The organism is Chitinivorax tropicus (assembly GCF_014202905.1).
GTDB lineage: Bacteria > Pseudomonadota > Gammaproteobacteria > Burkholderiales > SCOH01 > Chitinivorax > Chitinivorax tropicus.
On the sequence record NZ_JACHHY010000005.1, the window covers coordinates 182,027 to 206,424 of the forward strand.

The 24,398-nt window shown below is 54.3% G+C and carries 17 protein-coding genes; 12 read left to right on the forward strand and 5 right to left on the reverse strand.

Going from position 1 to position 24,398, the window contains the following annotated elements:
- Positions 1–15: 15 nt before the first annotated feature.
- On the forward strand, positions 16–2,643 hold the full coding sequence (gene alaS / locus HNQ59_RS05785) for an alanine--tRNA ligase (protein WP_184036372.1): 2,628 nt from the start codon (positions 16–18) through the stop codon (positions 2,641–2,643).
- Between the two features lie 237 nt (positions 2,644–2,880).
- Positions 2,881–6,363 (forward strand): sensor domain-containing protein, encoded by a 3,483-nt coding sequence (locus tag HNQ59_RS05790; protein ID WP_184036375.1) that lies wholly within the window; start codon positions 2,881–2,883, stop codon positions 6,361–6,363.
- A 97-nt stretch (positions 6,364–6,460) separates the two neighbouring features.
- Here the strand turns inward: HNQ59_RS05790 and HNQ59_RS05795 are convergent, their stop codons facing one another.
- Positions 6,461–7,696 (reverse strand): EAL and HDOD domain-containing protein, encoded by a 1,236-nt coding sequence (locus HNQ59_RS05795; RefSeq protein WP_184036378.1) that lies wholly within the window; start codon positions 7,694–7,696, stop codon positions 6,461–6,463.
- Positions 7,697–8,109: 413 nt separating this feature from the next.
- Between HNQ59_RS05795 and HNQ59_RS05800 the strand changes: the two genes are divergently transcribed.
- From HNQ59_RS05800 to HNQ59_RS05810, 3 genes are all read left to right on the forward strand, one after another.
- Positions 8,110–9,408, forward strand: a complete 1,299-nt coding sequence (locus HNQ59_RS05800) for a DEAD/DEAH box helicase (RefSeq protein ID WP_184036381.1) — start codon at positions 8,110–8,112, stop codon at positions 9,406–9,408.
- Positions 9,409–9,944: 536 nt separating this feature from the next.
- Entirely contained in the window at positions 9,945–11,687 is a 1,743-nt protein-coding gene (locus HNQ59_RS05805; RefSeq protein ID WP_184036384.1) for an ABC transporter ATP-binding protein, read from the forward strand.
- Positions 11,674–13,461 (forward strand): ABC transporter ATP-binding protein, encoded by a 1,788-nt coding sequence (locus HNQ59_RS05810; RefSeq protein WP_281397177.1) that lies wholly within the window; start codon positions 11,674–11,676, stop codon positions 13,459–13,461. The genes HNQ59_RS05805 and HNQ59_RS05810 overlap by 14 nt, the downstream gene beginning before the upstream one ends.
- A 75-nt stretch (positions 13,462–13,536) precedes the next feature.
- On the opposite strand, the gene nhaR is transcribed toward HNQ59_RS05810, so the two are convergent.
- A complete protein-coding gene (gene nhaR / locus HNQ59_RS05815; protein ID WP_184036389.1) occupies positions 13,537–14,427 on the reverse strand; it encodes a transcriptional activator NhaR in 891 nt (296 codons plus the stop codon).
- A 153-nt stretch (positions 14,428–14,580) separates the two neighbouring features.
- On the opposite strand from nhaR, the gene htpX reads away from it, so the two are divergent.
- The 4 genes from htpX to HNQ59_RS05835 all read left to right on the forward strand — a co-directional run bounded on the left by htpX (position 14,581) and on the right by HNQ59_RS05835 (position 18,366).
- On the forward strand, positions 14,581–15,462 hold the full coding sequence (htpX, locus tag HNQ59_RS05820) for a protease HtpX (protein WP_184036392.1): 882 nt from the start codon (positions 14,581–14,583) through the stop codon (positions 15,460–15,462).
- A gap of 75 nt (positions 15,463–15,537) precedes the next feature.
- Positions 15,538–15,891: a TFIIB-type zinc ribbon-containing protein gene (locus HNQ59_RS05825; RefSeq protein WP_184036395.1), complete on the forward strand. Its 354-nt coding sequence runs from the start codon at positions 15,538–15,540 to the stop codon at positions 15,889–15,891.
- A gap of 152 nt (positions 15,892–16,043) precedes the next feature.
- Entirely contained in the window at positions 16,044–16,592 is a 549-nt protein-coding gene (locus tag HNQ59_RS05830) for a hypothetical protein (RefSeq protein WP_184036398.1), read from the forward strand.
- Positions 16,593–16,983: 391 nt separating this feature from the next.
- Entirely contained in the window at positions 16,984–18,366 is a 1,383-nt protein-coding gene (locus tag HNQ59_RS05835; protein WP_184036401.1) for an MATE family efflux transporter, read from the forward strand.
- A gap of 259 nt (positions 18,367–18,625) precedes the next feature.
- On the opposite strand, the gene HNQ59_RS05840 is transcribed toward HNQ59_RS05835, so the two are convergent.
- Positions 18,626–19,126, reverse strand: a complete 501-nt coding sequence (locus HNQ59_RS05840; protein WP_184036404.1) for a DUF2062 domain-containing protein — start codon at positions 19,124–19,126, stop codon at positions 18,626–18,628.
- Positions 19,127–19,701: 575 nt separating this feature from the next.
- On the opposite strand from HNQ59_RS05840, the gene HNQ59_RS05845 reads away from it, so the two are divergent.
- Complete coding sequence (locus HNQ59_RS05845) at positions 19,702–21,501, forward strand: S8 family peptidase (RefSeq protein WP_343074208.1); 1,800 nt, start codon at positions 19,702–19,704, stop codon at positions 21,499–21,501.
- 105 nt (positions 21,502–21,606) lie between these two features.
- On the opposite strand, the gene msrA is transcribed toward HNQ59_RS05845, so the two are convergent.
- On the reverse strand, positions 21,607–22,137 hold the full coding sequence (msrA, locus tag HNQ59_RS05850) for a peptide-methionine (S)-S-oxide reductase MsrA (RefSeq protein ID WP_184036407.1): 531 nt from the start codon (positions 22,135–22,137) through the stop codon (positions 21,607–21,609).
- Between the two features lie 258 nt (positions 22,138–22,395).
- Here msrA and HNQ59_RS05855 point away from each other — a divergent pair, with 258 nt between their 5' ends.
- Positions 22,396–22,971, forward strand: a complete 576-nt coding sequence (locus HNQ59_RS05855; RefSeq protein ID WP_184036410.1) for a hypothetical protein — start codon at positions 22,396–22,398, stop codon at positions 22,969–22,971.
- Positions 22,972–23,431: 460 nt separating this feature from the next.
- Positions 23,432–23,935 carry a P-loop NTPase family protein gene (locus HNQ59_RS05860; RefSeq protein WP_184036413.1) on the forward strand — a complete coding sequence of 168 codons (504 nt, stop codon included), beginning with the start codon at positions 23,432–23,434 and terminating at the stop codon, positions 23,933–23,935.
- Positions 23,936–24,296: 361 nt separating this feature from the next.
- Here HNQ59_RS05860 and HNQ59_RS20035 read toward each other — a convergent pair.
- Positions 24,297–24,398 (reverse strand): integrase core domain-containing protein (locus HNQ59_RS20035; RefSeq protein ID WP_184036416.1); only part of this gene is annotated, 102 nt, incomplete at its 5' end.

The following is a 24,398-nucleotide window of genomic DNA, read 5'->3' on the forward strand; positions in this document are numbered from 1 at the left end:
TAAGGTTTGAACAGGATGAAATCCGCAGAAATCCGACAGAAATTCCTCGACTTCTTCGCCTCCAAAGGCCATCAGGTCGTGTCCTCTTCCAGCCTGGTGCCGGGCGACGACCCCACCCTCTTGTTTACCAACGCAGGGATGAACCAGTTCAAGGACGTATTTCTGGGGCTGGATAAACGGAGCTACACACGGGCGGCAACTTCGCAGAAATGCGTTCGCGCGGGTGGCAAACACAATGATCTGGAAAATGTCGGTTACACCGCTCGCCACCATACCTTCTTCGAAATGCTGGGGAATTTCAGCTTCGGTGACTATTTCAAGCGTGATGCCATTGCTTATGCCTGGGAATTCCTGACTTCGCCACAATGGCTGAATCTGCCCAAGGAAAAGTTGTGGGTCACCGTCTATGCCACAGACGACGAAGCCTACGATATCTGGCATAAAGAAGTCGGCATCCCGGCTGAGCGCATGGTGCGCATCGGTGATAACAAGGGGGCGCCTTATGCCTCCGATAACTTCTGGACAATGGGTGATACAGGCCCGTGTGGCCCCTGTACCGAGATTTTCTATGATCATGGTGCGGATATCTGGGGGGGGCCACCTGGGTCGGCAGAGGAAGACGGTGATCGCTACATTGAGATCTGGAACAACGTATTCATGCAGTTCAATCGGGACGAGAGCGGCACGTTGCACCCGCTGCCCAAGCCATCGGTTGATACAGGTATGGGTCTGGAGCGCATTTCGGCGGTTCTGCAGCATGTGCATTCCAATTACGAAATCGACCTGTTCCAGAGCCTGATTGATGCAGCACAGCGTGCGACCGGTGCTGCGGATCGCAACAGCCCGTCGCTGAACGTGATTGCCGATCACATCCGTGCCTGCTCCTTCCTGGTCGCGGATGGCGTCATGCCATCCAACGATGGCCGTGGCTATGTGCTGCGGCGCATCATTCGACGTGCCATTCGTCATGGTTACAAGCTGGGTCAAAAGGGCTTGTTCTTCCACAAACTGGTGCCAACCCTGGTTGAAGTCATGGGTGATGCATACCCTGAGTTGAAAGCCGAGCAGGAGCGCATCGCTGCTGCGCTGAAGCTGGAGGAAGAGCAGTTCGCCAAGACATTGGAAAACGGCATGGGCTTGTTGGAATCCGCCTTGGCGGATGGCAGCAAGACATTGGCTGGTGAGGTGGCATTCAAACTCTACGACACCTTCGGCTTCCCCGTCGATCTGACCAATGACATCTGCCGTGAGCGCGAGGTGGTCGTGGATATGGCGGGCTTCGAGCGGGAAATGGAGAAGCAACGCGAGCAGTCCCGTGAAAGCAATGTATTCAAGATGGCAGGCCGTGTCAGCTATGAAGGCAGTGACACCTGCTTTGAGGGTTACCTGAAGAGCAGTGTCGATGCCAAAGTATTGGCACTGTACAAGCAGGGCGAGCCGGTCGAGCAATTGTCGGTCGGTGATGAGGGCATCGTGGTGCTCGACAACACACCTTTCTATGCCGAGGGTGGTGGTCAGGTCGGGGATGTGGGAGAGATTTCCGCAACCGGTGGGTTGGATGCGTTGTTTGATGTGGCGGACACCCAGAAAGTCAAAGCCACCGTGTTCGGCCACCATGGCCGTTTGACGCGCGGTGCGTTGAAGGTTGGGGAGGCCGTGCAGGCTACCATTGATCTGCACAAGCGACTGGCAACTGCGCGCAACCACTCAGCGACCCACCTGTTGCACGCAGCATTGCGAGAGGTATTGGGCAAGCATGTGGCGCAGAAGGGTTCGTTGGTGAACCATGAGCGTACCCGTTTCGACTTTGCCCATACGCAGGCGGTAACGCCGGCTGAAATCGCCAAAATCGAAGCAGTGGTCAACCATGTCGTGGCGGCGAATTACGACGTGACCGCGTCATTGATGTCCTACGATGATGCGATTCGTACCGGCGCCATGGCGTTGTTTGGTGAAAAGTATGGCGACGAAGTGCGCGTGCTGAAGATGGGCAACTTCTCGACTGAGTTGTGTGGTGGCACGCATGTGCATCGCACTGGCGATATCGGCTTCTTCAAGATCGTGGCCGAGGGCGGCGTGGCAGCAGGGGTGCGGCGGATTGAAGCGGTGACGGGTGAGGGTGCACTGGCTTATGTCCAGGCGCAGGAGTCTCAGATCAAGGAGGCCGCCGCATTGTTGAAGGCTCAACCAGCCGAATTGCTGGGTAAGATTGGTCAGATACAAGAGAGTGTCAAATCACTGGAGAAGGAGCTGGCCAAGCTGAAAGGCAAGCTGGCATCCAGCCAGGGCGATGAGCTGGTAGCGCAGGCCAAGGATATCCAGGGGCTGAAAGTGCTGGCAGCCAATATCGAGGGGGCCGACAACAATACCCTGCGTGAGATGATGGATAAGCTCAAGGACAAACTGGGCTCTGCTGCCATTGTGCTGTCCACCGTCAACGATGGCAAAGTCGCCTTGGTGGCAGGGGTGACGGCAGATGCCACCAGCAAGGTCAAGGCGGGTGAGCTGGTCAATTTTGTTGCCCAGCAGGTCGGCGGCAAGGGCGGAGGTCGCCCCGATATGGCGCAAGCTGGCGGCACCCAGCCAAGCGGGCTGCCTGCGGCCCTGGCAGGGGTGGCGGACTGGATTGCAGGTAAGCTGTAAATCATTGAAAGAAGAGAAAATGGCTGGCGGAAGCTGGCCATTTTTTTTGATGGCCGCGGTCTCGTCGCTCAGGCTTTGTTGCCGCTTTGCATGATCTGGCGCGGGTTGTAACGTCGTGCCTACATAACCGCCCTAATACTATTTGCGTCAAAGCGTATTTTTGGTGATAACAATAGCGTTCTCGATGTTAAAGTAACGTTGTCATGCCATTTTGCTATTCCATTTGATGAGGACACGTTGAATCGTCCCGACCAACTCAATTCACGAGTCGTAACCGTTGTATTCGGTTTGCTGGTGCTGTTCTTCTTTGCCGCACTGTCCGGCTGGATCTATCTGTCGATGGATATCATGCGGACCACGCGTGAGACAGATGGCCTTGCTGGTTTGCCCAATCTGATCTCTGCTGCTGCGGGTTTCACCATCGCAGGGGTGTTGTTGCTACTGCTGTCTTTCCGGCTGCGCCGCACCGGCTACACCCTTCGGCAGCGGGACGCCGAGTTACGTGCAGTCTTCGATTTTTCAAGCAATGCCATCGCGGTATTGATCGATGGGAAAGTGGATCGCGCCAATCCAGCGTTTCTCCAGATATTCGGCTTCAGTCAAGTGGATGAGCCCTTGGGCAGGTCTTTTGCAACACTACTGGCTGAATCGGATCGAAGCGTCCTACATACCTATATGCAATCCATCTTCAACGGCACAATGGCCTCGACACCCTTGGTGGTGGCGGCGTACAGACGTGATGGGCAGCCGTTTCAAGCGCAGTTGCATGCCAAGCGATTGCCAGGGATGGATGCAAGCGGGGTGTTGATCTGGGTGAGCGATATCACCGAGCGACTTGAATATGAGGCCCAATTACAACGATCTGCGGCCTATTATCAAGCCTTGTTCGATGATAACCCACACATGATGTGTGTATATGAGCGCAAGTCGAACCGCATCCTGGCCATCAATCATGCCATGTTGAAGCGCTATGGCTACCATGCCAGCGAGCTGGTCTCCAGCACATTGGATCAGGTGATCGTTGAGCATATGCTGCCCAATCTGCACAAGATCCAGGCATCGGAATCCACGGACGGCGTCGCATTGGGCATTTGGGAGACACGCAGCAAGTCGGGTGAGCTGATTCTGGTGGATGTCTTCAGCCATGCTGTGGAATACGGCGAATCGCCGGCCAGGCTGATCATTGCTGATGATGTGACGGAAAAGGTTCATGCCCAGCATCAGCTGGACATCAGTACCGCACGACTGAGCCGATTGTTTGCTTCCAATTTATTGGGTATTGCCTTTGTGTCGGCCAATGGTTTTCTGACGGAGGCAAACGACACGTTTCTGGAGTTGGCGGACCGTCAGCGCACTATGCTCACAGAAGACGGTATTGCCTGGCAGGACGTGTTACAGAGCGTACAGACGGCGTGGGAAGATACGATTGACGCAAAGGGGCATTCCCGCCCTTTCGAAGCCCATCTCAAGCACCGGGATGGCAGCGAGCATGCCGTGCTTGCCGGGCGCGCGGCGCTGCCCAATGGTGAAAGCATTCTGTTCATTGTGGACATTGCGGATCTGAAGCAGGCCCAGGCTGCGTTGAATGAGAGCGAACAACTGTACCGGCGCCTGTTTGATACTGCACCCGTGTCATTGTGGGAAGAAGACTTTTCAGAGGCATTGGGCTACTTGCGAACAGTGCTCAAGCAGCACCCGCACACCGCCGCCGAGGCGCTGCTGGATGACCCGCAGGTTCGGCAGGCATTTGTCGAGCGCATCAAGTTGCACAATGTCAACCAGACCGCACTGGATGTGTTCGGCGCACAAACCAAGCATGCATTGCTCGACCATTTCCGGCAGATTCTGACTGAGGAGGCCAAGCACGATCTCGCCAGAATCGGCTGTGCGATCTTGCGCAACGAAACCGCCACCTATACCGAGACGGAATACCGCGCCTTGGATGGCCGCCGTATCCAGGTGGGGATCAGCTGGGGCCTTGGTCAGACAGGCGCGCAAAGCCATGTTCTGGCGGCCATCAACGATATCACCGCAACCAAGCAGGCCACCGAGCAGCTCAGCAAGCTGTCCCTGGCGGTGGAGCAGAGCGGCAACATGGTCATCATCACCGATGCGCAAGGTGAGATCGAATACGTCAACCCCAAATTCTGCCTGACCAGCGGCTTTGCCGTAGATGACGTGGTGGGCAAGAACCTGCAGACGCTGGATACGGAACAAGGCTCGCACGAAGCATTCCAGGGTATGTTGCGGGACATGCTGGGCGGCAGGGAATGGCATGGCGAGATCAACTACCGTCGTAAAAACGGCGAACAGTATTGGTGCCTGCAGACCCTGGCACCGGTGCGCAATGCATCGGGGCGGATAACGCACTTTGTGGTGGTGGCAGAAGACATCAGCGAGCGGAAATTTGCAGAAAGCACCATCCGGCATCTGGCATTCTATGATGCCTTGACTGAGCTGCCCAACCGGCGATTGTTCCGTGATCGGCTGGAGTTGTTGGCCACGGCCAATGAGCGGGAAGGTGCGTCATTTGGCGTGCTGTATATGGATCTGGATCGTTTCAAGACGGTCAATGACACCTTGGGGCACGGCATTGGCGATCAGCTCCTGCAAGATGTCGCCCGGCACATGCAACAAGTATTGCGGCGTGGCGATACCCTTGCCCGGCTTGGTGGGGACGAATTCGCATTGATTGTGCCAGACACACCCAGTGCCGATTTTCTCTCGCACATTGCGGAGAAACTCCAAAACGCCATCCGTAAACCAATCGAAATCGACGGCCATCATCTCTTTGTCGGCGTCAGCATTGGCATCGCTATGTTCCCGAATGATGCCTCAGACGTAGACACCTTGCTGCGTAATGCCGATGTGGCCCTGTATCGCGCCAAAGAGCTGGGCCGCGATAATTTCCAGTTCTATCACCCGGAGATGAATGCGCGTGCGATGGAGCGCCTGGTGCTGGAGGCACGCCTACGCGGGGCGATTGATCGCAATGAATTCATCGTCTATTACCAGCCGCAGGTCAATCTGGATACGAGGCAGATTGTCGGGCTGGAGGCATTGGTGCGCTGGCAGTCACCCGAGTTGGGGCTGGTTTCACCAGCTGAATTCATCCCTCTTGCAGAAGAAACCGGCATGATCGTGCCCATTGGCGAATGGGTACTGCGTACTGCCTGCCAGCAGATGCGGCAATGGCAGTTGGCTGGCATTACCCCGGTTTGCGTGGCGGTCAACCTGTCCGCCCGTCAGTTCCACCTGAAAGACGTCGATAGCGTGATCATGGAAACGCTACGGGAAACAGGTCTATGTCCATCGCTGCTCGATATCGAAATCACGGAAAGCACAGCCATTCAAAAGCCTGACGAAACGCGGCTGACCTTGGAGCGGATGAAAAGCGTCGGGATCAATATCTCGATGGATGATTTCGGAACGGGCTATTCCAGCCTGAGCTATCTGAAGCGTTACCCACTGGATACCCTGAAGATCGACGGCTCGTTTGTACGTGATATCAACGCCAGTGATGATGACCCCGGCCTGGTCGATGCGATCATCGCCATGACTCGCAGCCTGAACATCCAGGTACTGGCGGAAGGTGTGGAGACAGAGGAGCAGGGGCGCTTCCTGGCACGGCTGGGGTGTCGGGTGGCACAAGGTTATCTATTCGGCAGACCGCTGCCTGCAGAGGAGATCGAGCCCTTGCTGCGACGTGGCTATGTGTGAACGTGCCAGTCGGTGGCAGTATGGATGACAAAATACCTGCCCATTTCATACCGCCCTTGTTTGTGCTGGCCCTGTCATGGGGCCAGATCAAGCGCCACTAATGCATCTCGGCGGTCAACTCATTCACCCAGCATAGGGCTTCGGCTTGAATCTGATTGAACTCTGCGGCATTGAGCCCTCTGGGTAGAATGGGGCAATATTGCTGGCTATCGATCAATTCAGTCTGTACAACCAATTGCAGCAGCTCGCCCAGCGGCCCGCTGCGATCCAATAGCGCCTGATTGATATCATCTGCCAGATTCAGCGGCGGCAGCAACTCAATGGCCGGTTTGTTGAGCAGCGCATCCAGCAAGGATAGCAGCCCGACCGTGAACGCCCGCTCCTGCATGGCCTTGTCTGCTGGAGAAATCCGCGCAGCCAGGAGCTCCATCAGCCGACCTCGCGTTGAAGCAAGTTGCATCAATGGGCTGGGGCCGCTCTGGTCCTGGCGGCCATGGGTATACAGCAACAGCTGCAGCCATCGCTGCAACTGACGGCGCCCAAGGACAGTGATCGCATGATGCAGGCTGTTGATCTTGTAGTTCAGGCCAGATGCAACGGAGTTCACCATCTTCATCAGGTTGATCGACAAATCCGCGCTGAGCTTCAAGCATTGCTCGATTTCCTCCGTTTCCGCATCCCCCACCATCAAGCCCAGCAGCCTCAGCAGTGTTGTCTCCGAAGGCGACGTAGCCTTGCCGGAGATGATGGTCGGCCTGGCAAAGTAATATCCTTGGAACAGGCTGACCCCCGCCTCTTTACACTGAAGAAACTGATCGGCTGAATCGATCTTCTCGGCCAGCACCTTGATGGATGATCCGGCCAGCTCGCGGCATACTTGCTTGACACTTTCCATGCTCATGGCAGGGATATCCAACTTCATGATGCTGATCAACGGCAACAGAGCCTGCATGGGTGGGGTCAGGTGGATCACGTCATCCAAAGCCAGCCGAAAGCCCTGCTGGCGGAGGTGATGGCATCGCGCAATGACTTCTGGTGTCAAATCCACCGTCTCCAGAATCTCCAGCACAATGTGTTCCGCCGGTAGCAGCTCAATGGTGTCCGACAGCAATAGATCAGCAGACACATTGATCAGGCCGAAATAGGGGCCCAGCACCTCCTTGATCCCCACATCGGCGCAGGCATGATTGATGACCGTCGCGGTTGCGGACAAATCGTCGGTGATCTCAGCGGTGTTCTGGCCACCACGGCGGAACAATAGCTCAAACCCTACCAACTGCTGCTGGCGATCAACCACGGGCTGTCGGCCCAGGAAGAAATCATTGACATCCATGGGTACCTCGATTGTTTGATAAGCGGGGTATTCAACTGGAGCAGCTTGAGGACGGTTGCGGCCAGCCTCGCTCATTCATTGTAGGTGTTGCTTGTGTTGGCGGGGTTTCAAGTTTGCGCTGACGTGAGTGGCCCCAGCGCAGGAAGCACCGCTTGCGAGGCGCGTGGCAACAGGCACTCCAGAAGTTGATCAGCACCCGGTACCGCATCGCCCGCATGCCAGTCTACCCGTGCCATTTGTGGAAGCAGTCGATACCTGTTGAATAAATAATTGACAAAAGGCCGTGAAAAACGTTTGTCCGCAAGACGTTGATAATACATTTCTTATATAATCGTAAAATTCTGCTGAGAGGCGCTTGTTGCGCATCCGGCCTGTGTGATCCCGATACGTATTCGTATCAGCAAGGAGTATTGATGTCTTTTGCCGATTTGGGCCTATCGCCGGAACTGTTACGTGCCGTCGCTGAGCAAGGCTACAGCGAGCCGACGCCGATTCAGGCCCAAGCGATTCCTGTTGTGCTGGGCGGGCGAGATGTGCTTGCCGCCGCGCAGACAGGCACCGGAAAAACCGCTGGTTTCACCTTACCAATCCTGCATCTGTTGCAGCCTGCTGCCAATTCGAGCCCATCACCGGCCCGCCACCCGCTCCGGGCTTTGATCCTGACCCCGACACGTGAATTGGCTGATCAGGTGGGCGATTCGGTCAAGGGCTACGCCAAATATGTCCCATTACGCTCAACCGTGGCATTTGGCGGGGTGAATATCGACAGCCAGATCCCGGCTTTACGCGCAGGCGTCGAGGTGCTGGTCGCAACCCCGGGTCGGCTGCTGGATCATGTCCAACAGAAAACGGTCGTGCTCAATCGTGTCGATATTCTGGTCTTGGACGAGGCAGACCGCATGCTCGACATGGGCTTTTTGCCGGATATCCGCCGGATCTTGTCGATGCTGCCCGCCGAGCGGCAGACGCTGCTGTTCTCCGCCACCTTTTCACCAGAAATTAAAAAGCTGGCTGATCAGTTCCTGCGCAACCCGCAAGTGATCGAAGTGGCCCGTCGTAATTCGACGAACGAACAGGTGACACAAGTCGTACATCAGGTGGATGGTTTCCGCAAACGCGCTACTTTGGCGCATCTGATCCGCCACCACGACATGCAGCAGGTGATCGTGTTCTGCAATACCCGCCAAGGGGCTGAGCGCCTGTCTCGTGAATTGGCCCGTGAAGGGTTCGCGGCAGATGCCATTCATGGCGACAAGACCCAGCAGCAGCGCCTGGAGACGCTGGCCCAGTTCAAAGAGGGCAAGGTCAAAGTGCTGGTGGCGACCGACGTGGCCGCGCGTGGCCTGGATATCGAAGAGCTGCCCTATGTCGTGAATCACGACCTGCCCAATACGCCAGAGGACTATGTCCACCGGATTGGCCGTACTGGTCGTGCCGGTGCAAAAGGCACCGCCATCTCGCTGGTGTCGGATGAAGAATCCAAACAATTGGCGGCGATTGAAAAGTTGGTGAAACAATCGTTGGAGTTGGTGCCTGTGCCTGGGTATACCACACCGCGCACACCGCAGGCAGCGCCGACTGCAACGGGTGCTGCTTTGATGTCAAACGGTCGGACACCTGCGCCAGTTCGTCCACTCTACCCAGGACGCGGCCCTCGCCAAACCGAGCAGGTGGCCGCGTTGTTCCTGCCACCCCGCTATCGCCGCTCGTAAGGGCGTCAGGTTTCACCGGCGAGCGGTTGTTTCCTGCGCCGGATGACGGGGTGGTGCCAGCCGGACCACCCCGTTTGCTTTGGCAGCCGTGTGTGCCGATCAAAAAAATCGGCATCTGTCCCTGTACATCAAGTCTGCACTTGCTTGTAGAATGGCCGACTGTTGTGGGTGCTCATATCGCCATATGGCAAATTAAGGCGGGCAGCAGGATAACGACCTGCCAAGCTGCAAAATATCCGCATCATCACGTCAGTGGAGCCAGCGGCCAGGAATCGAGGAAAAGCGATGTGTCCTCCTTCAGGCTGGAAACGCTTTCAACTCACACTGCTTTACCACGCTGATCGCTTCACCTCAGCCGTATTTTCCATGTTATGTGCGTCACATATCGACTAGTGTGATGTGCGTTGGACTGGCTGGGTGAGCATGCCATTTCATACGTGCTTGGGTGGATGGCCGCCAGATGCTGGTGGCGTCTGGGCGCATGACTGTTTCGATAGCCATCTGGCAACGTGTGCCAGATTTGACAAGGTGTGTGCATGACCTTCTCTCGTTTGCTGCAACAATTCATCCGCCAGCACTGGCGAGCTTATCTGGCCTCAGCGCTCATGCTGACAGGTATTGCGACATTGACAGTCTGGTTGCCCCGGCAGGTGGGGTATGTGATCGATGAGATGGTCGCCGGGCGATTGGTCGGGACGGCCTTGCATCAGCAATTGGCCATGCTGATCGGGCTGGGGGTCATCGTCTATTTCCTACGAGTGGGGTGGCGCCTGACGCTGTTTAAGGCTTCTTACCGATTGGGCGTGTCCCTACGTGAGCAGCTTTATCGTCGCCTGACATTACAAGGCCCGGCTTTTTTCCATCAACAACGTACCGGTGATCTGATGGCCTGCGCGACCAATGACATCGATGCGGTGGAAATGGCGGCGGGTGAGGCTTTCCTGGCGGGTTTCGATGGCTCGCTGTCCTTCGTGCTGGTCATTGCGATGATGATGTTGGGCGTGGATTGGCGCCTGACGCTGATCGCGTTGCTGCCGTTCCCCTTCATGGGTATGGCGTTCTGGTATATCTCCAACCAAGTGCATCATGCATCGCGAACGGCTTTGGATCGCTTCAGCACATTGAATGACCATGTGCATGAGACGCTGTCCGGTGTCAGGACACTCCGTGCCCTGGGGCTGCAGCAACGAAGTGCCATGCAGTTTGCACACATGGCTGAATCCGCAGCCGAGGCCAGCCTGGTGGCGCAGAAGTGGGAGGCCGCTTACGAGCCCGCTGTCGGTATCACGCTGACCATTGCCTCGGTGCTGGCGTTGGCGCTGGGCGGGTATCTGGTCTGGCAGCAACAGATGACAATCGGCTTGCTGACCAGCTTTACGATGTATCTGGGGCAGTTGATCTGGCCGATGTTTGCAGCGGGTTGGGTGTTGTCGCTGATCGAGCGCGGCAGGGCCGCCTGGGGGCGGCTGGTGCCCGTTTTGAATGCACCGCTGACCATCGACGATAGCGGTACGCGGGCTGATCTGACTGTGGGCCGGGTGATGTTCGATGACGTGTCATTCACCTATCCGGGGCAAAGCCAGCCAGCGCTGCAACACATCCAGCTGGCCTTGGATGCTGGCAAGACCATCGGTGTGGTGGGCCCGACAGGTGCTGGCAAATCGACTCTGATCCGTCTGCTGCTCCGTCAATACCCTGTGGAGCAGGGGCAGTTGACCAGTGATGGCACACCGTTGACTGCTTTTCAATTGAGCAGATTGCGAGAAAGGGTCAGCTGGGTGGCGCAGGAGCCGTTTCTGTTTTCAGCATCGATTGCTGACAATATCGCGCTGGCCAAGTCTGGGGCTACACGTGAAGAGGTCATTCACGTGGCGAGACTGGCCTCGATCCATGATGACATCACACGGTTTCCAGAGGGCTATGACACACCAGTAGGTGAACGTGGGGTGACACTGTCCGGTGGTCAGCGCCAGCGTGTGGCCATTGCCCGTGCTTTGCTGGCAGACAGCCCAGTGCTCTTGCTGGATGATGCGCTATCTGCGGTCGATACCGAGACGGAAACCAATATTCTGCACCACCTGCGCGACACCCGCCGTGGCCGCACGGTGTTGATCGTCAGCCATCGCCTGAGTGCGGTGGCGGATGCTGACCATATCGTCGTGATGAAACATGGCCGGATTGTGGAATCTGGCAGCCATGATGCGCTCTTGGCCATGAATGGCTGGTATGCCACGCAGTGGCGTTACCAGCAACTGGAGGCAAGCCTTGAAACGATTTGATCTACAGCAGTCTGAACAGGGCCGTGCACTGGCCCTGTTGACCTGGGCGGCTGAGCCGGAAAAACGGCATCTGTGGTGGGGGGTGTTGTGGCTGCTGATCGCCACAGGGCTGGAAATGCTCGGCCCGATCCTGGGCAAGATATTCATTGATGATCACCTGTTGCCACGCCACTTCGAGGGCAAGCTGGTCGTTGGGTTGTTGCTCGGCACCCTATTGAGCGGGGTGGTTGCAACCATCTTGCGGTATCTGCAACTGATCCGGCTCTCTGGCGTGGCGATGCGCTCAGTTCGCCGCCTGCGTGAGTCGGTCTACAGCCATGTGCTGGCCCTGCCGATGGCATTCTTCGATAAGGCCATCACCGGGCAATTGGTCAGCCGGGTCACCAATGACACCGAAGCCGTCAAGAGTCTGTATGTGCAGGTGCTGTTCGTCATGTTGGACAGCTGCATCTTGCTGGTTGGCGCACTGGTGGCTATGGCTTGGCTGGATTGGCGACTGATGCTGATCGTATCGGTGTTGATCCCCGCCGTGATGATCATCGTCTGGTTCTATCAGCGCCTGAGCGCACCGGCGGTGACCCGCGCCCGGCAACTGCGTAGCGACATCAATGCGCAGATGGCGGAAAGCATCGCAGGCATGGCTGTGCTACAGGCCAGCCAAGCACAGGGTCGTTTTGAGCAGCGATTTGCCCAGACCAATGAGTCGCACTATCACGCGCGGTTGATCGAAATCCGCGCCAATGCCTGGCTGCTGCGACCTGCGTTGGACTTGCTGAATGTGCTGTTATTGGTAACGGTGATCTTCAACTTTGGCTTGCGCGACCTGCATGGGGTGGAAATCGGCGTCCTGTATGCTTTTGTCAGCTATATCTCCCGTGTGGTGGAGCCACTCATTCAAATCACCATGCAGTTCAGCCAGTTGCAGCAATCTGTAGTGGCCGCTGCGCGGGTCAATACCTTATTGAAGGAAACGGAAGCACCGCCCGCACAAGGTGATGCTGTGGTATCACAGGGCGCCGTCTCGATCAAACAATTGCGGTTCGGCTATCTGCCTGGCCAAACCGTGCTGCATGATCTCAGCCTGGAGATTCCAGCTGGCGGGTTTTATGGCATCGTCGGCCATACAGGCAGCGGCAAATCCACCTTGCTCAGTCTGATGCTGCGCTTTTATGAGCCGCAACAGGGCGAAATCGACATCGATGGCGTGCCCATCCATCATTTCAATGACTTGGCATTTCGGGCTGGTGTCGGGCTGGTGCCGCAAGAGCCGTTTCTGCTGGCCGCCACGGCCCGAGAAAACATCGATATGGGCCGGGGCCTGACTCAGATGCAAATCGAGACGGCTGCCCGATCCGCCCAAGTGCATGATCTGATCATGTCGCTGGAGCAAGGTTACGACACGCAGCTGGGCGAAGGCGGGGTGCGGCTTTCAACGGGGCAGAAGCAGTTGATTGCCATTGCCAGGGCGCTGGCTGGCCAGCCGCGCATCCTGTTGTTGGATGAGGCGACCGCACATATCGACAGTGAGACTGAGCAAGTGGTCCAGCAAGCATTGACGGCATTACATGGCAAAGTCACCCTGATTGCCATTGCGCATCGATTGTCAACCATCCGTGACGCGGATCGGATCGTGGTGCTGAATCATGGTCGGGTAGCCGAGCTGGGCGATCATGATGAATTGATGGCGATCGAATCAGGTATCTATCAGCGACTCTACCTGCTCCAGCAATTGGAAGAGTCCGAACCCGATGACGGCACCACACGTGGCACATAAAGAGCAACATAGCTGTGTGGACAGGCCCCGCGTCCATCCAATCCATGGGTGTCAAATCCGCTGCCAGTGGGCATGTCAGCGGGTATGGTCACGGATGGCCGCCACCGCCGGGTGTAAAATCCGGCGATCACTATAGATGGCGTAGATGGGTGCGATGATGTTCCGCAGTTGCCCGACGCAGGCCACGCCCAGCTGATTCGCCATGTCCTCCTTGCTGAAAGCTGGCATGGGAAACATGCCCAAGCCCTGCTGCCCGAAGGTGGCCAGCAGCGCACTGTCCTCAAATTCGCCCACAATGTCGGGCCGGATGTCATGGGTCGTGAACCAATGTTCCAACTGAGCATGTAACGCGTTGTTGCGTGTAGGCATCAGCATGGGCGCCCGATGCAGGCAAGCCGGAAACGGCTTGGCATGCCGTGCCGCCAGCTCTTGTTTCGCAAAGATCATGACCGGACAGTGTGCGACCGTATCGCTGTGCAAGCGTAGCTGGGTGCTATGTGTGGCTGGGCGGTCAGCCAACACCATGTCCAGGCGATGTAAGGCCAAGTCTGCCAGCAGCGGGTCGAATTCTCCCTCATCGCAAGTCAGGCGGATACGCTGTGGTAGCTGCAGGGCAGGCTCCAGCAGGCGGTAGATCAGCGTTTTGGGTAAAGCATCGGAAATGCCGACTGTGAAGCGAAGGGTCTGCCCGAGCTGCTCATCTGCCAACGTTTCTTGTAGCTGATTGCCCAGCAGGAATATCTGATCTGCCAGCCCCAGCGCAATCCGGCCTGCCTCTGTCAGCACCAAGCCTCGCCCTTGCTGCGCAAACAAAGCCCGCCCAATCTGCTGTTCAAGTTGGGCGATCTGCCCGCTTACCGTCTGGGCGCTCATGCCCAACTGTTCTGCAGCTTTGGTGATGCTGCCCTCTTTGGCCGTCGCCCAGAAATAACGAAGGTGTTTGTAGTTCAGGTCGGTATATCGCATATTTCAATTCGAAAAAATCGGATGAATAGTAAGGTTTTATTCGGTTTTTCCGACTGCAAAAATCCAGTACGATCGCGAAGCTCTTGCTTGGACAGCGTCCAGCCTCGGTGCGTTCCACGTACCTCACCACTGCATCAAAGGAGAATACACACCATGAAACGCGTCATTTTGCTGATTGCCACCAATATTGGCGTGATGCTGGTTTTAAGCATTGTCGCCAGCATGCTTGGCGTCAACCGTTATCTGACCGCCAACGGCTTGAATCTTGGCATGTTGCTCGTCTTTGCCGCCATCATGGGCTTTGGTGGCGCATTCATCTCGCTGCTGTTGTCCAAGACCATTGCCAAGTGGTCAACCGGAGCCCGGGTCATCGAGCAGCCTGCCACTGAGGCTGAATACTGGCTGGTCAATACTGTGCGTAAGCTGGCTGAACGCGCCAACCTGCCCATGCCGGAGGTAGCCATCTATGATGGTGAGCCCAACGCCTTTGCCACCGGCGCAAGCAAATCCAACTCCCTGGTCGCTGTTTCAACTGGGTTGTTGCACAGTATGACTGAAGAAGAGGTCGAGGCGGTACTGGCGCATGAAGTAGCCCACATCGCCAATGGCGACATGGTCACATTGACCTTGATACAGGGGGTGGTGAACACCTTCGTATTCTTCCTGGCGCGAGTGGTCGGTTATCTGGTGGATTCATTCCTCAAGCGAAATGATGACGAGTCCAGCAGCGGCACCGGCATTGGTTACATGATCACCGTGTTCATCTGCGAAATTCTGTTTGGCATTCTGGCCAGCGTCATTGTCATGTACTTCTCGCGCCAGCGTGAATATCGCGCTGATGCTGGTGCCGCACAGTTGCTGGGCAGCCCGACAAACATGATTGCTGCACTGCGTCGCCTGGGCGGTATGCAGGCTGGTGCGTTGCCACAGAACATGGCTGCTTCCGGTATCTCAGGTGGCGGTGGCTGGGCCTCGATGTTCTCAAGCCATCCGGCTCTGGAAGACCGTATTGCGGCTTTGCAGTCCGCACGATAACTGGTTTGCATGTGATCTGAGCATGGGCGGTAACGCCCTTAGGATTGGGTTCTGTCATTTTGAGGAGTGTGTGCCATGAAGTGTCCGGTATGTGAAGGTGTCAACCTGGTCATGTCTGAGAGAAGCGGGGTCGAGATCGACTATTGCCCTCAATGCCGAGGTGTGTGGCTGGATCGAGGTGAGCTGGACAAGATCATTGATCGATCAGCGGTACAAACATCGGCCCAGCCCGCAGCATATGAGGCTTCGCATGAGCTGCCGCGAGGGCATGGGCAGCCTTCCAGCTCGCATCCGCAATACAGCCAGCATCAACATCAATCGTATCAACAGCAACACCAGCAACACCAGCAACAACATCACCACGATAGTGGGTATTACAAAAAGAAGAAGCGCGAGGGCTTCCTGGGTGAATTATTTGATTTTGACTGAAATTCACCCGAGATCAATCAGTTTGCATGGCATTTGGGTGCATGTTTACGGCTGATGGATGGTACCCGCATGGCCTGACTGAATGTACCGGTCAGGCGGCAGGACATATGTGCGGCACTGTTGCAAATCGGCCATCATAAGGAGATAGGTAAATGAGTTTTAAACGTTTCGCTGGTTTGGCAGCTTTGACGCTTTTCTCTGGATACGCCGCCGCAGAGGCAGTGGTGGTCAATCGTGGCATCTCTGAGCAGGAAGTCCTGGCGGCCCAGCAGGGGTGGTGCAAGGCATTGGTCGATATCAGCTCCACCTACGAAAGCAATGGCCGTGAGGCAGCCAAGGCGCTGGCCGAGAAGGTGATTGATAGCGCCTATGGCAAAGCCATTCTGTTCAAGCCGACGCTGACAATGAATCCACAGACTTTCCGGACGACCCGTGCAGGCACCTTGTCCTATTTTGTGGGTGGGGATTCGACCTATCCGAAGGATACTGGCTTTGCTTTGAAAGGCTGGAAGAAGTGTGAGATCGACAATGCAGCGGTGTTGATCACTGGCGACACCGCTACCACCATGGGCAAGGTGCGTTTCACGGGCAAAGACGGGAAAGTGACCACTGTGGATAAGACCTGGATGTTTGTCAAAGACGACGCGGGTGCACTCCGGATCGTTGTTCATCATTCCTCGCTGGAGTTTCAGGGCGCGTAATTACCATTCCACCTGTAAACGGAAGCCGACTGTGTTCAGCAGGCCCACACTTCAGGTGGGCTGCCTCTGAGCCAGATCGGCTTTTTGCATGTCCGACACGACCGTTTCTCACATCGTGCTCACTCCTCTTGCACTGGGTGGCGCCAGTCCTCAGATGATCGGCTTGCCGTGCCTGTCCACGATGTTCATGGCGGGCTGATTTCCTGATCTGACTACAATTTGGCTACATCCTGTCAAATACTTACAATCTGTGGTGTGAATTCGATTTCAAGTTTTCTGTTGGGTTGATTTGCAATGCCGAATCCTTGACAGAGTCAATCAGGGTGGTGCAGACCGACCGGCTCACAAGCTATCCACCTACCCGTCCGCCGGGTCGAAAGAATCAAACACCATGGATGTATCGCACTCCCCCCGACAAGCTGCTTCTCCATCACTGCTGGCCTTGGCCTGGCCCATTTTTGTCGAGCAGGCACTGCATCTCATGGTCGGGCTGGTCGATACTTTCATGGTCAGTCATATTTCCGACCAGGCGGTTGCCGCGTTGGGTACCGCCAATCAATTTGTCGCATTTTTTCTGGTGCTGTTTGGATTTGTCAGTATGGGCTGCAGCGTGGTGGTCACACACCATCTGGGTGGGCAGGACAAGGAAGGGGCCGAGCGTGTTGCCGCAACGGCAATCAGCGTCAATACCTGGTTGGGGCTTGCCATCAGCATTGCGGTGTATTGTTTGGCCGAGCCTTTGCTACGGCTGGCACAGCTCTCAGATGCCTTGCTGCAATACGCCGTGCCATTTCTGAGCCTGATGGGTGGGACGCTGTTTCTGGAATCCATCAATCTGGCCATCTCTGCCGTGCTCCGCGCGCATGGGCACACCCGTGACGCCATGTTGGTGACAGTGGCCCAGAACATCATCAATGTCATCGGGAACACAATCCTGCTCTTCGGCCTGCTGGGGGCCCCAAAAATGGGCGTGGTCGGTGTCGCGTTATCTACGGTGATCAGCCGGCTGGTAGCTTGCCTCGCCTTGTGGGTGCTTCTGGAATATCACACTCATCTGAAACTCAAGGCCGCTGACTTCTTCAGCGTTCACCGTGAACGTCTGGGACGGATTTTACACATTGGCCTGCCGGCGGCGGGCGAGAATATCTGCTGGTGGCTGGCTTTCATGACCGTGACAGCGTTCACTGCACGCATGGGCGAACAAGCACTCGCGACACAGACCTATACCATGCAGCTTGTCTGGTTAGTGGTGTTGGCAACAGTTGCAATCGGCCTGGCAACCGAGATTCTGATCGGGCGGTTGATTGGCGCAGGGCAATTTGACGAAGCTTATCGGCAACTGCTCCGTAGCTTGCGAGTCGGGTTTGCCATTTCCGTCCTGGTGGTCATTGTGGTTTCGGTGCTGTCGCCTTGGATTCTGAGCTGGTTCACCCAAGACCCGGTGGTGATTGCAACGGGTGCCATGTTGATGCGGATTGGGTTGATCCTGGAGCCGGGGCGGGTATTCAATATTGTCGTGATCAGCTCACTGCGTGCGACGGGGGATGCGCGATACCCCGCCATGATCGGCATGGTGTCCATGTGGGGTGTCATGGTGCTGGGGGCGTGGTTTCTGGGCACTTATATGGGGTTGGGCCTGGTCGGGGTGTGGGCGGCGATGGTGCTGGATGAATGGTTGAGAGGCATGCTCATGTACCGGCGCTGGAAGCAAAGAAAGTGGCTGAAATATGCCCAACGTACCTATGCAAACGTACAATCCGGTACCGCTGTTTGAAAGTCCTGAGCGCCTGCAACATGGCCATCCCAGATCGACTGGCTTTGGCAGACCCGGCAGGGATTGAACTATATGAAGCGCCTTCGCTTTAATTGGCAAACAGCAAACACTGCTTGTTGATGCATCGTGGCATCAGGCCGCACCTGTGTTTATCTAAGTGGGGCAAGGAATAAACGCTTGCTGAGGGTACGGCTTAGCTGCTAAGTGATGGTGCGGGGGGCTTCTACACAAAGAAGCCCCCGGCGTCATTCAGCTGAGATCACATGGTTTCACATGATGCCTGCTTGTTGCGTTGCCGTGCACGCCAGCGTAACACCACCGAGCCTTTCCACGCGGCGTGTAAGCCGAAATAGCCCAATAGTGAGGAAACAATGGCGATGGTCAACAGCCCGACAACGAATGGGGCGCCCAGATTGGCCAACCAATGCTCATACATCTTCAAATCGGGCAGCATCCACCCACCCAATTGGTAAGCGCTGAAATAGATGGGGGGAACGGTGAATGGATTGGTGATGAGTGTCGCGGCAGCGGCAACCGGTAGATTGTGACGGAACCAGATGGCCGCCAATGAGGCCAATGCAATCTGCGCAATAGGAATGGCAAAGCCGATGAATAAACCGACAGCCAGCCCAAGCGCCATTCCTTTTCGGTTGATGTACCATAGTTCTGGCCGGGCAAGATACGGGCGGGCAGGGCCAAGCCATTGTTGTGCCATGATTTTTTCTGGCGTGGGTAGCCGACGATGCAACCACTTCTTCATCTTTTCTCTCTCGCTCCATCCGCAAAATAATTTAGACCATTTCCAGCAAGCGATAGTTCATTCTTTTCAGGCGACTAGCCGCAGTACCGGCGAGTGCGGGCTGTGAAGCCATGCCGGGTGGTGCAGGAATGGCATCCCTAAAGGAATCCTCGCTTGCGCCCCCCTCCAAGACCGCTTCCTCAAAAATTTTTTGTGATTTTTCTGTTTTGCATTGCGTCAAATGAGTAGCAATAGGCGCAATGCTGTTATTTGGGAAAATGCCTTTATATTGTTGCCAATTTCGCTCGATATTATTTTATCTGTATATTTGATTTGTTTTTAAAATCATCAGATTTTTTCGTTGAATACCTCGAATTTTCTCTCGCAATTGCACAAATACAGCTCTTCCTTTGTGCGTCGCAGATCATTCTAATGACATAAAAATGTTTGCAATTTCTCTTCGTTTGTCCGGATAATCGGAATTGCTTGTTATGAAATGTTACGGCATTACAGTGGCTTGGCATGAGTTTAATTATAGTGATGTCGTACATTCGAACTGGCGAAAATAAAGAAATTAAATAAAATAGGAGAGTAATGTGAAGCATAATGATTCGGGGTATTTCTATATGCCCAAACAAGTTGCTGTGCTGGTATTCACACTATTTTCAGCTTCTGCTTTTGCCGCTGGAGAGGCAAACGGATCGGATCGTACCGATCGGATGATCGTCAAATACAAGTCCTCATCGCTGGAAAGCATGAGCGCCAGAACGTCGGCATCCATGATGGCCGAGCGCATGGCATCCGCTCAACGGATCGGGCAACAAATGGGCTTCAGCCTGCGGACGTTGCGTCAAACCGCAACGGGTGCGCAGGTATTGACTTTGAATCGCAAGGCGTCGGTTGAGGAGGTGAGCCAGCTGGCTGCGAATTTGAAAGCACAAGACCCGAATGTCGAGTATGCCGAGCCAGATCGGATCAAGCATGCCATGCTCACGCCCAATGACAGCCGATTCAGCGAGCAGTGGGATCTGACCGAAGCAACCGGGGGGATGCGCCTGCCACAAGCCTGGGATCTGTCGACCGGTCAAGGCATCACTGTCGCGGTGATTGATACAGGCTATCGCCCCCACAGCGATCTTTCTGCCAACCTATTGCCTGGCTATGACTTCATTACCGATACCTTTGTCTCCGTCGATGGGGACGGGCGGGATTCGGACGCCCGGGACCCAGGTACTGTTACGAAGGCAGGAGAGTGTGGTGGTGGCGAGCCGAAATGGGACTTGACCTCCAGCTGGCATGGTACGCATGTTGCTGGAACTATCGCAGCCTTGACCAATAACCGCGTGGGGGTGGCTGGCGTAGCGTTTGATGCACGGGTTTTACCACTGCGGGTGCTGGGTAAGTGTGGCGGGTATACCTCGGATATCGCCGATGCCATTATCTGGGCTGCTGGCGGGGCTGTGGATGGTGTACCTGCCAACTCTAACCGTGCAAGGGTCATCAACCTGTCACTGGGCGGGAAAGGCAGCTGCGAAATCACGACACAGAATGCTATCAATAGCGCACGCAACAATGGTGCGGTGGTAGTGGTGGCGGCTGGCAACGATAACGTCAATGCTGGCGGATTCAGTCCTGCCAACTGCCAAGGGACGATTACGGTGGCATCCACCAACCGTGCCGGTGGCCATGCTTACTATTCGAACTTTGGCAGCGTGATTGATGTGTCGGCACCCGGCGGCGAAACCAATGTCACTGACGCGAATGGCATTTTGTCAACGGTGGACATCGGCCAAGCCACGCCGGTCGGCGAGGGCTATTCCTTCTACGAGGGGACTTCCATGGCTGCACCCCACGTGGCGGGGGTAGCGGCATTGATGCTCTCCAGAAACCCATCCCTGACGCCTGATCAGGTCGAATCCCTGTTGAAGTCCACCGCACGTACCTTCCCGGCAACGTGCTCGCAATGTGGCGCGGGTATTGTTGATGCTAATGCGGCGGTCAGGGCAGCGGATAGTGATACCACGCCCCCCGGATCAGGCGGTGAGACTGAGCCAAACGACTCGCTATCAGGTGCCAATATCATCAGCACCAGTGGTACGGTGCAAGCCAACATTGGCTCCAGCCGCGATGTCGACTACTTCAAGGTGACATTGCCGGCGGGCAAGACGTTGAGGGCGAGCATGACGCCAGGTAGCGGCTCCGCTGACTATGATGTCTATCTGTACAACGATGCTGGATCGCTGCTGTCCAGTAGCGAGGCGGGGGCGGGCAGGGTGGATACAGTCTCTGGCGCCAACTCCGGCAGCAGATCGGTCACCCGCTACGTCGCGGTGAAGTACTACAGTGGCGGAACCGGCTCAAGCAGTGGTAAATACAGCATTCAGTTCAGCTGGTAAGCACGTAAACAAGAACGGGGGCATCTGCCCCCGTTTTTCGCTGCCACCCATTCCTCACCCCCTGTTTTCTGAAACACCCGCGATAACAGGTCAAGCCGGGGGTGCTCATTTCAGTAGATGTGCGAACTGCTGGATCACCTTGTTGACCTTGGGTGAGATGATCAACTGGCAATAAGGCTGGATCTGGTGCTGGTTGTAGTAATTGTGGTGGTAAGGCTCAGCGGCATGAAACGTACTTGCTGCCGTCAATTCAGTAACGATTGGCGCACCCCAGCTATTGTCCGCCTCCAACTGGGCCATGATGGCAGCAGCCTGGGCCTGTTGCGAGGCATCCATATAGAAAATAGCCGAGCGATATTGCGTACCCACATCATTACCCTGTCGATTGCGAGTCGTCGGGTCGTGGATCTGGAAAAATACCGTCAGAAGCTCGGCATAGCTGATCACAGCGGGGTCGAACTCGATCCGGACTGCCTCGGCATGACCGGTTTGGCCGTCACACACCTCACGGTAACTAGGGTGGTCAACATGCCCACCAATATAGCCTGACGTGACCTGATGCACCCCCTTCAAGCGCTGGAAGACGGCCTCCAGGCACCAAAAACAACCTCCACCAAGCACGATAGTTTCTGTCATTTTTCTCTCCTAAGTCCTTGTCGCATAATGGTTCACAGCATTTCAGGAACCGAAACAATCACTACCAAAACTTGGTTGATCGCTGTAAAATGTGCCAATAGAACAGCCAAATTTTAGAGGTTCCTGATGACCACTGCCACACCGCGAGGTATCCAAGAAATTAGTTGGACATTAAAAGATGGCACTGTCAAGAGTGCATATCGTGTGCGGATTACAAGGAAGAACTTCAAAGGTCAACGGAGTTGAGTTTTTGACAACTTGAATGAAGCCAAAGAGTATTTAGCATTATCAAAAACCGTTCAAGGTAAAAAGCTAATTTATTCCATTGAACAAACAGAAGAAGAAAAATACCGTTCCGACAAAGAAAATCGTAACGATTTTAGTTTTGAGCATTTTGTGAAGCTGTACATTCGTGATTACATTGATACCAAACCACGAGAAACAGAACTTCAAAAAAGGAACCATGCAAGCACGGTAGCTTTTTTCAATATTATTCTTGGAATCTCCATTCTTGATAGGTCACTTACCTATCAAGAAAAAGTGGACATGGGTGTCGGCAATCCTGAAGATCCAGTTTATAAATATTTTGGAAAATACGACATTCGCAAAATCACCCCCATTGACATTAACAACTATATCAAGTCAAGGAAGCGGCTTGAATTGAAACCTATTTCAATTCAACGAGAGATCACACAAATTTCCAATGTCTTCAACAAGGCAAAATATTTTTCTGAGCTGGATTCCATTGTTGAACTTCGCAATCCTTGTCGTGAATATGATCTGGATTTATTGAAAAATAACTCCTTAAAACGTGAAGGATTTATTTCTGATTAAATGCTTGAAAAAATCTTCACAGCATTTAAACAATATTCAAATTCAGAACTCTATGAAATTTCCAACCTGTCTTTACTCACTTCAATGCGAAGAAGTGAAGTCATTACACTCAAAAAAGATCAGGTTAAGGAAAATTATATTCAACTCATTCATGCTAAGTCAGGCAAGCCACGAAAAATCTACCTGACAAAAGAAGCACAGGAATACATTGCCACACTCAAATAAAAGAATGACAAAGGGAATTTCTTCGCCTATACCATTATGGGCTTTGATCGAATTTTTCACGCACAAGTGAAGAAGCATGGATTCGATTTGAGGTTTCATGACTTCCGAAAAACTGCAATTTCAAGAACCTTGTCCAAAGCAAATGATAATTCCTTGCTGGTGGCAAATGTTCTTGGCTTTTCGTCAGTTAGAAAATTTGACGAGCTTCATGAATTAAAACCTAACCGACTAAAAAATGAACCTCAATAGAATAATAGTCCTTGGAAATAGTGGATCAGGGAAGAGTTGGATTGCAAAGAACTTAGCTTCAGCCATGAGCAGCGAGTGGATTGACTTAGACACCATACATTGGGAGCCTGGTGGGTATGGTGTAGCAAGAGATCGTTTAGTTTCCCTGCAAATGGCAAAGCAACATGCCGAAAACAATAAATGGGTAATCGAAGGAATTTATGGATGGATTATTGAAGAAATTCAAATTCATGCCACCTATCTTGTTTGGTTAAAAATAAATGAACTGGAATGCATTGAAAACATTAAATCTCGTGGAATTAGAGGAAATGGAACCGAAGAATCATTTTCCGCCCTACTGAATTGGGCGGGCTCTTATAGAACTCGCACTGGATCAAGCTCATTTGATGGACATCAGGCAATTTTCAATAAATTCTCTGGGAATAAAATTACATTAACCTCACGAACCAGCATTGATGAATTTCTCAGCTCAATAGGAAGTAAAATTTAAAAAAGTCAGTCGAATGACTGGCTTTTTTATTTTCTATCGAACTATTGACAATCTCTCGATTTTCAATATAAGTACAATAACAGTTTCCCGACTGGTAGTTAAATAATACGAATTAAATTCAAATTGTCAAGCTGCTCAGCGAGAAATTGTCAGGGCAATTTTTTATGCGTCGATTAAGTTCCACAGTTCGGAGATTGCTAACGTGAATAGCTAATATGAAGGCAGGTTAGAAATATTCAGGACAAGCTCCTGATAACTGTAAATCCCCCTTAGCAGGTAGCGACACTATTATTATAGTGATAGTGAAGGAGGCTAGAATGAGATTTAAACAGTGACCTTTCCCCGTTAGGTATCCCAGTCTTTAATTGGCAACCTGGGTCCTCTGTTGGTGGTACTTCTGCCGGAATTCTTCCGGCGTTAAATATCCCAGCGCACTATGTGGCCGGGAGCGGTTGTAATCGAG

Coding starts and splice junctions, on each gene's coding strand:
- alaS (WP_184036372.1), top strand. CDS start 16: ATGAAATCCGCAGAAATCCGACAGAAATTCCTCGACTTCTTCGCCTCC.
- HNQ59_RS05795 (WP_184036378.1), bottom strand. CDS start 7,696: ATGGATGTCAATGATTTCTTCCTGGGCCGACAGCCCGTGGTTGATCGC.
- HNQ59_RS05800 (WP_184036381.1), top strand. CDS start 8,110: ATGTCTTTTGCCGATTTGGGCCTATCGCCGGAACTGTTACGTGCCGTC.
- HNQ59_RS05805 (WP_184036384.1), top strand. CDS start 9,945: ATGACCTTCTCTCGTTTGCTGCAACAATTCATCCGCCAGCACTGGCGA.
- nhaR (WP_184036389.1), bottom strand. CDS start 14,427: ATGCGATATACCGACCTGAACTACAAACACCTTCGTTATTTCTGGGCG.
- htpX (WP_184036392.1), top strand. CDS start 14,581: ATGAAACGCGTCATTTTGCTGATTGCCACCAATATTGGCGTGATGCTG.
- HNQ59_RS05825 (WP_184036395.1), top strand. CDS start 15,538: ATGAAGTGTCCGGTATGTGAAGGTGTCAACCTGGTCATGTCTGAGAGA.
- HNQ59_RS05830 (WP_184036398.1), top strand. CDS start 16,044: ATGAGTTTTAAACGTTTCGCTGGTTTGGCAGCTTTGACGCTTTTCTCT.
- HNQ59_RS05835 (WP_184036401.1), top strand. CDS start 16,984: ATGGATGTATCGCACTCCCCCCGACAAGCTGCTTCTCCATCACTGCTG.
- HNQ59_RS05840 (WP_184036404.1), bottom strand. CDS start 19,126: ATGAAGAAGTGGTTGCATCGTCGGCTACCCACGCCAGAAAAAATCATG.
- msrA (WP_184036407.1), bottom strand. CDS start 22,137: ATGACAGAAACTATCGTGCTTGGTGGAGGTTGTTTTTGGTGCCTGGAG.
- HNQ59_RS05860 (WP_184036413.1), top strand. CDS start 23,432: ATGAACCTCAATAGAATAATAGTCCTTGGAAATAGTGGATCAGGGAAG.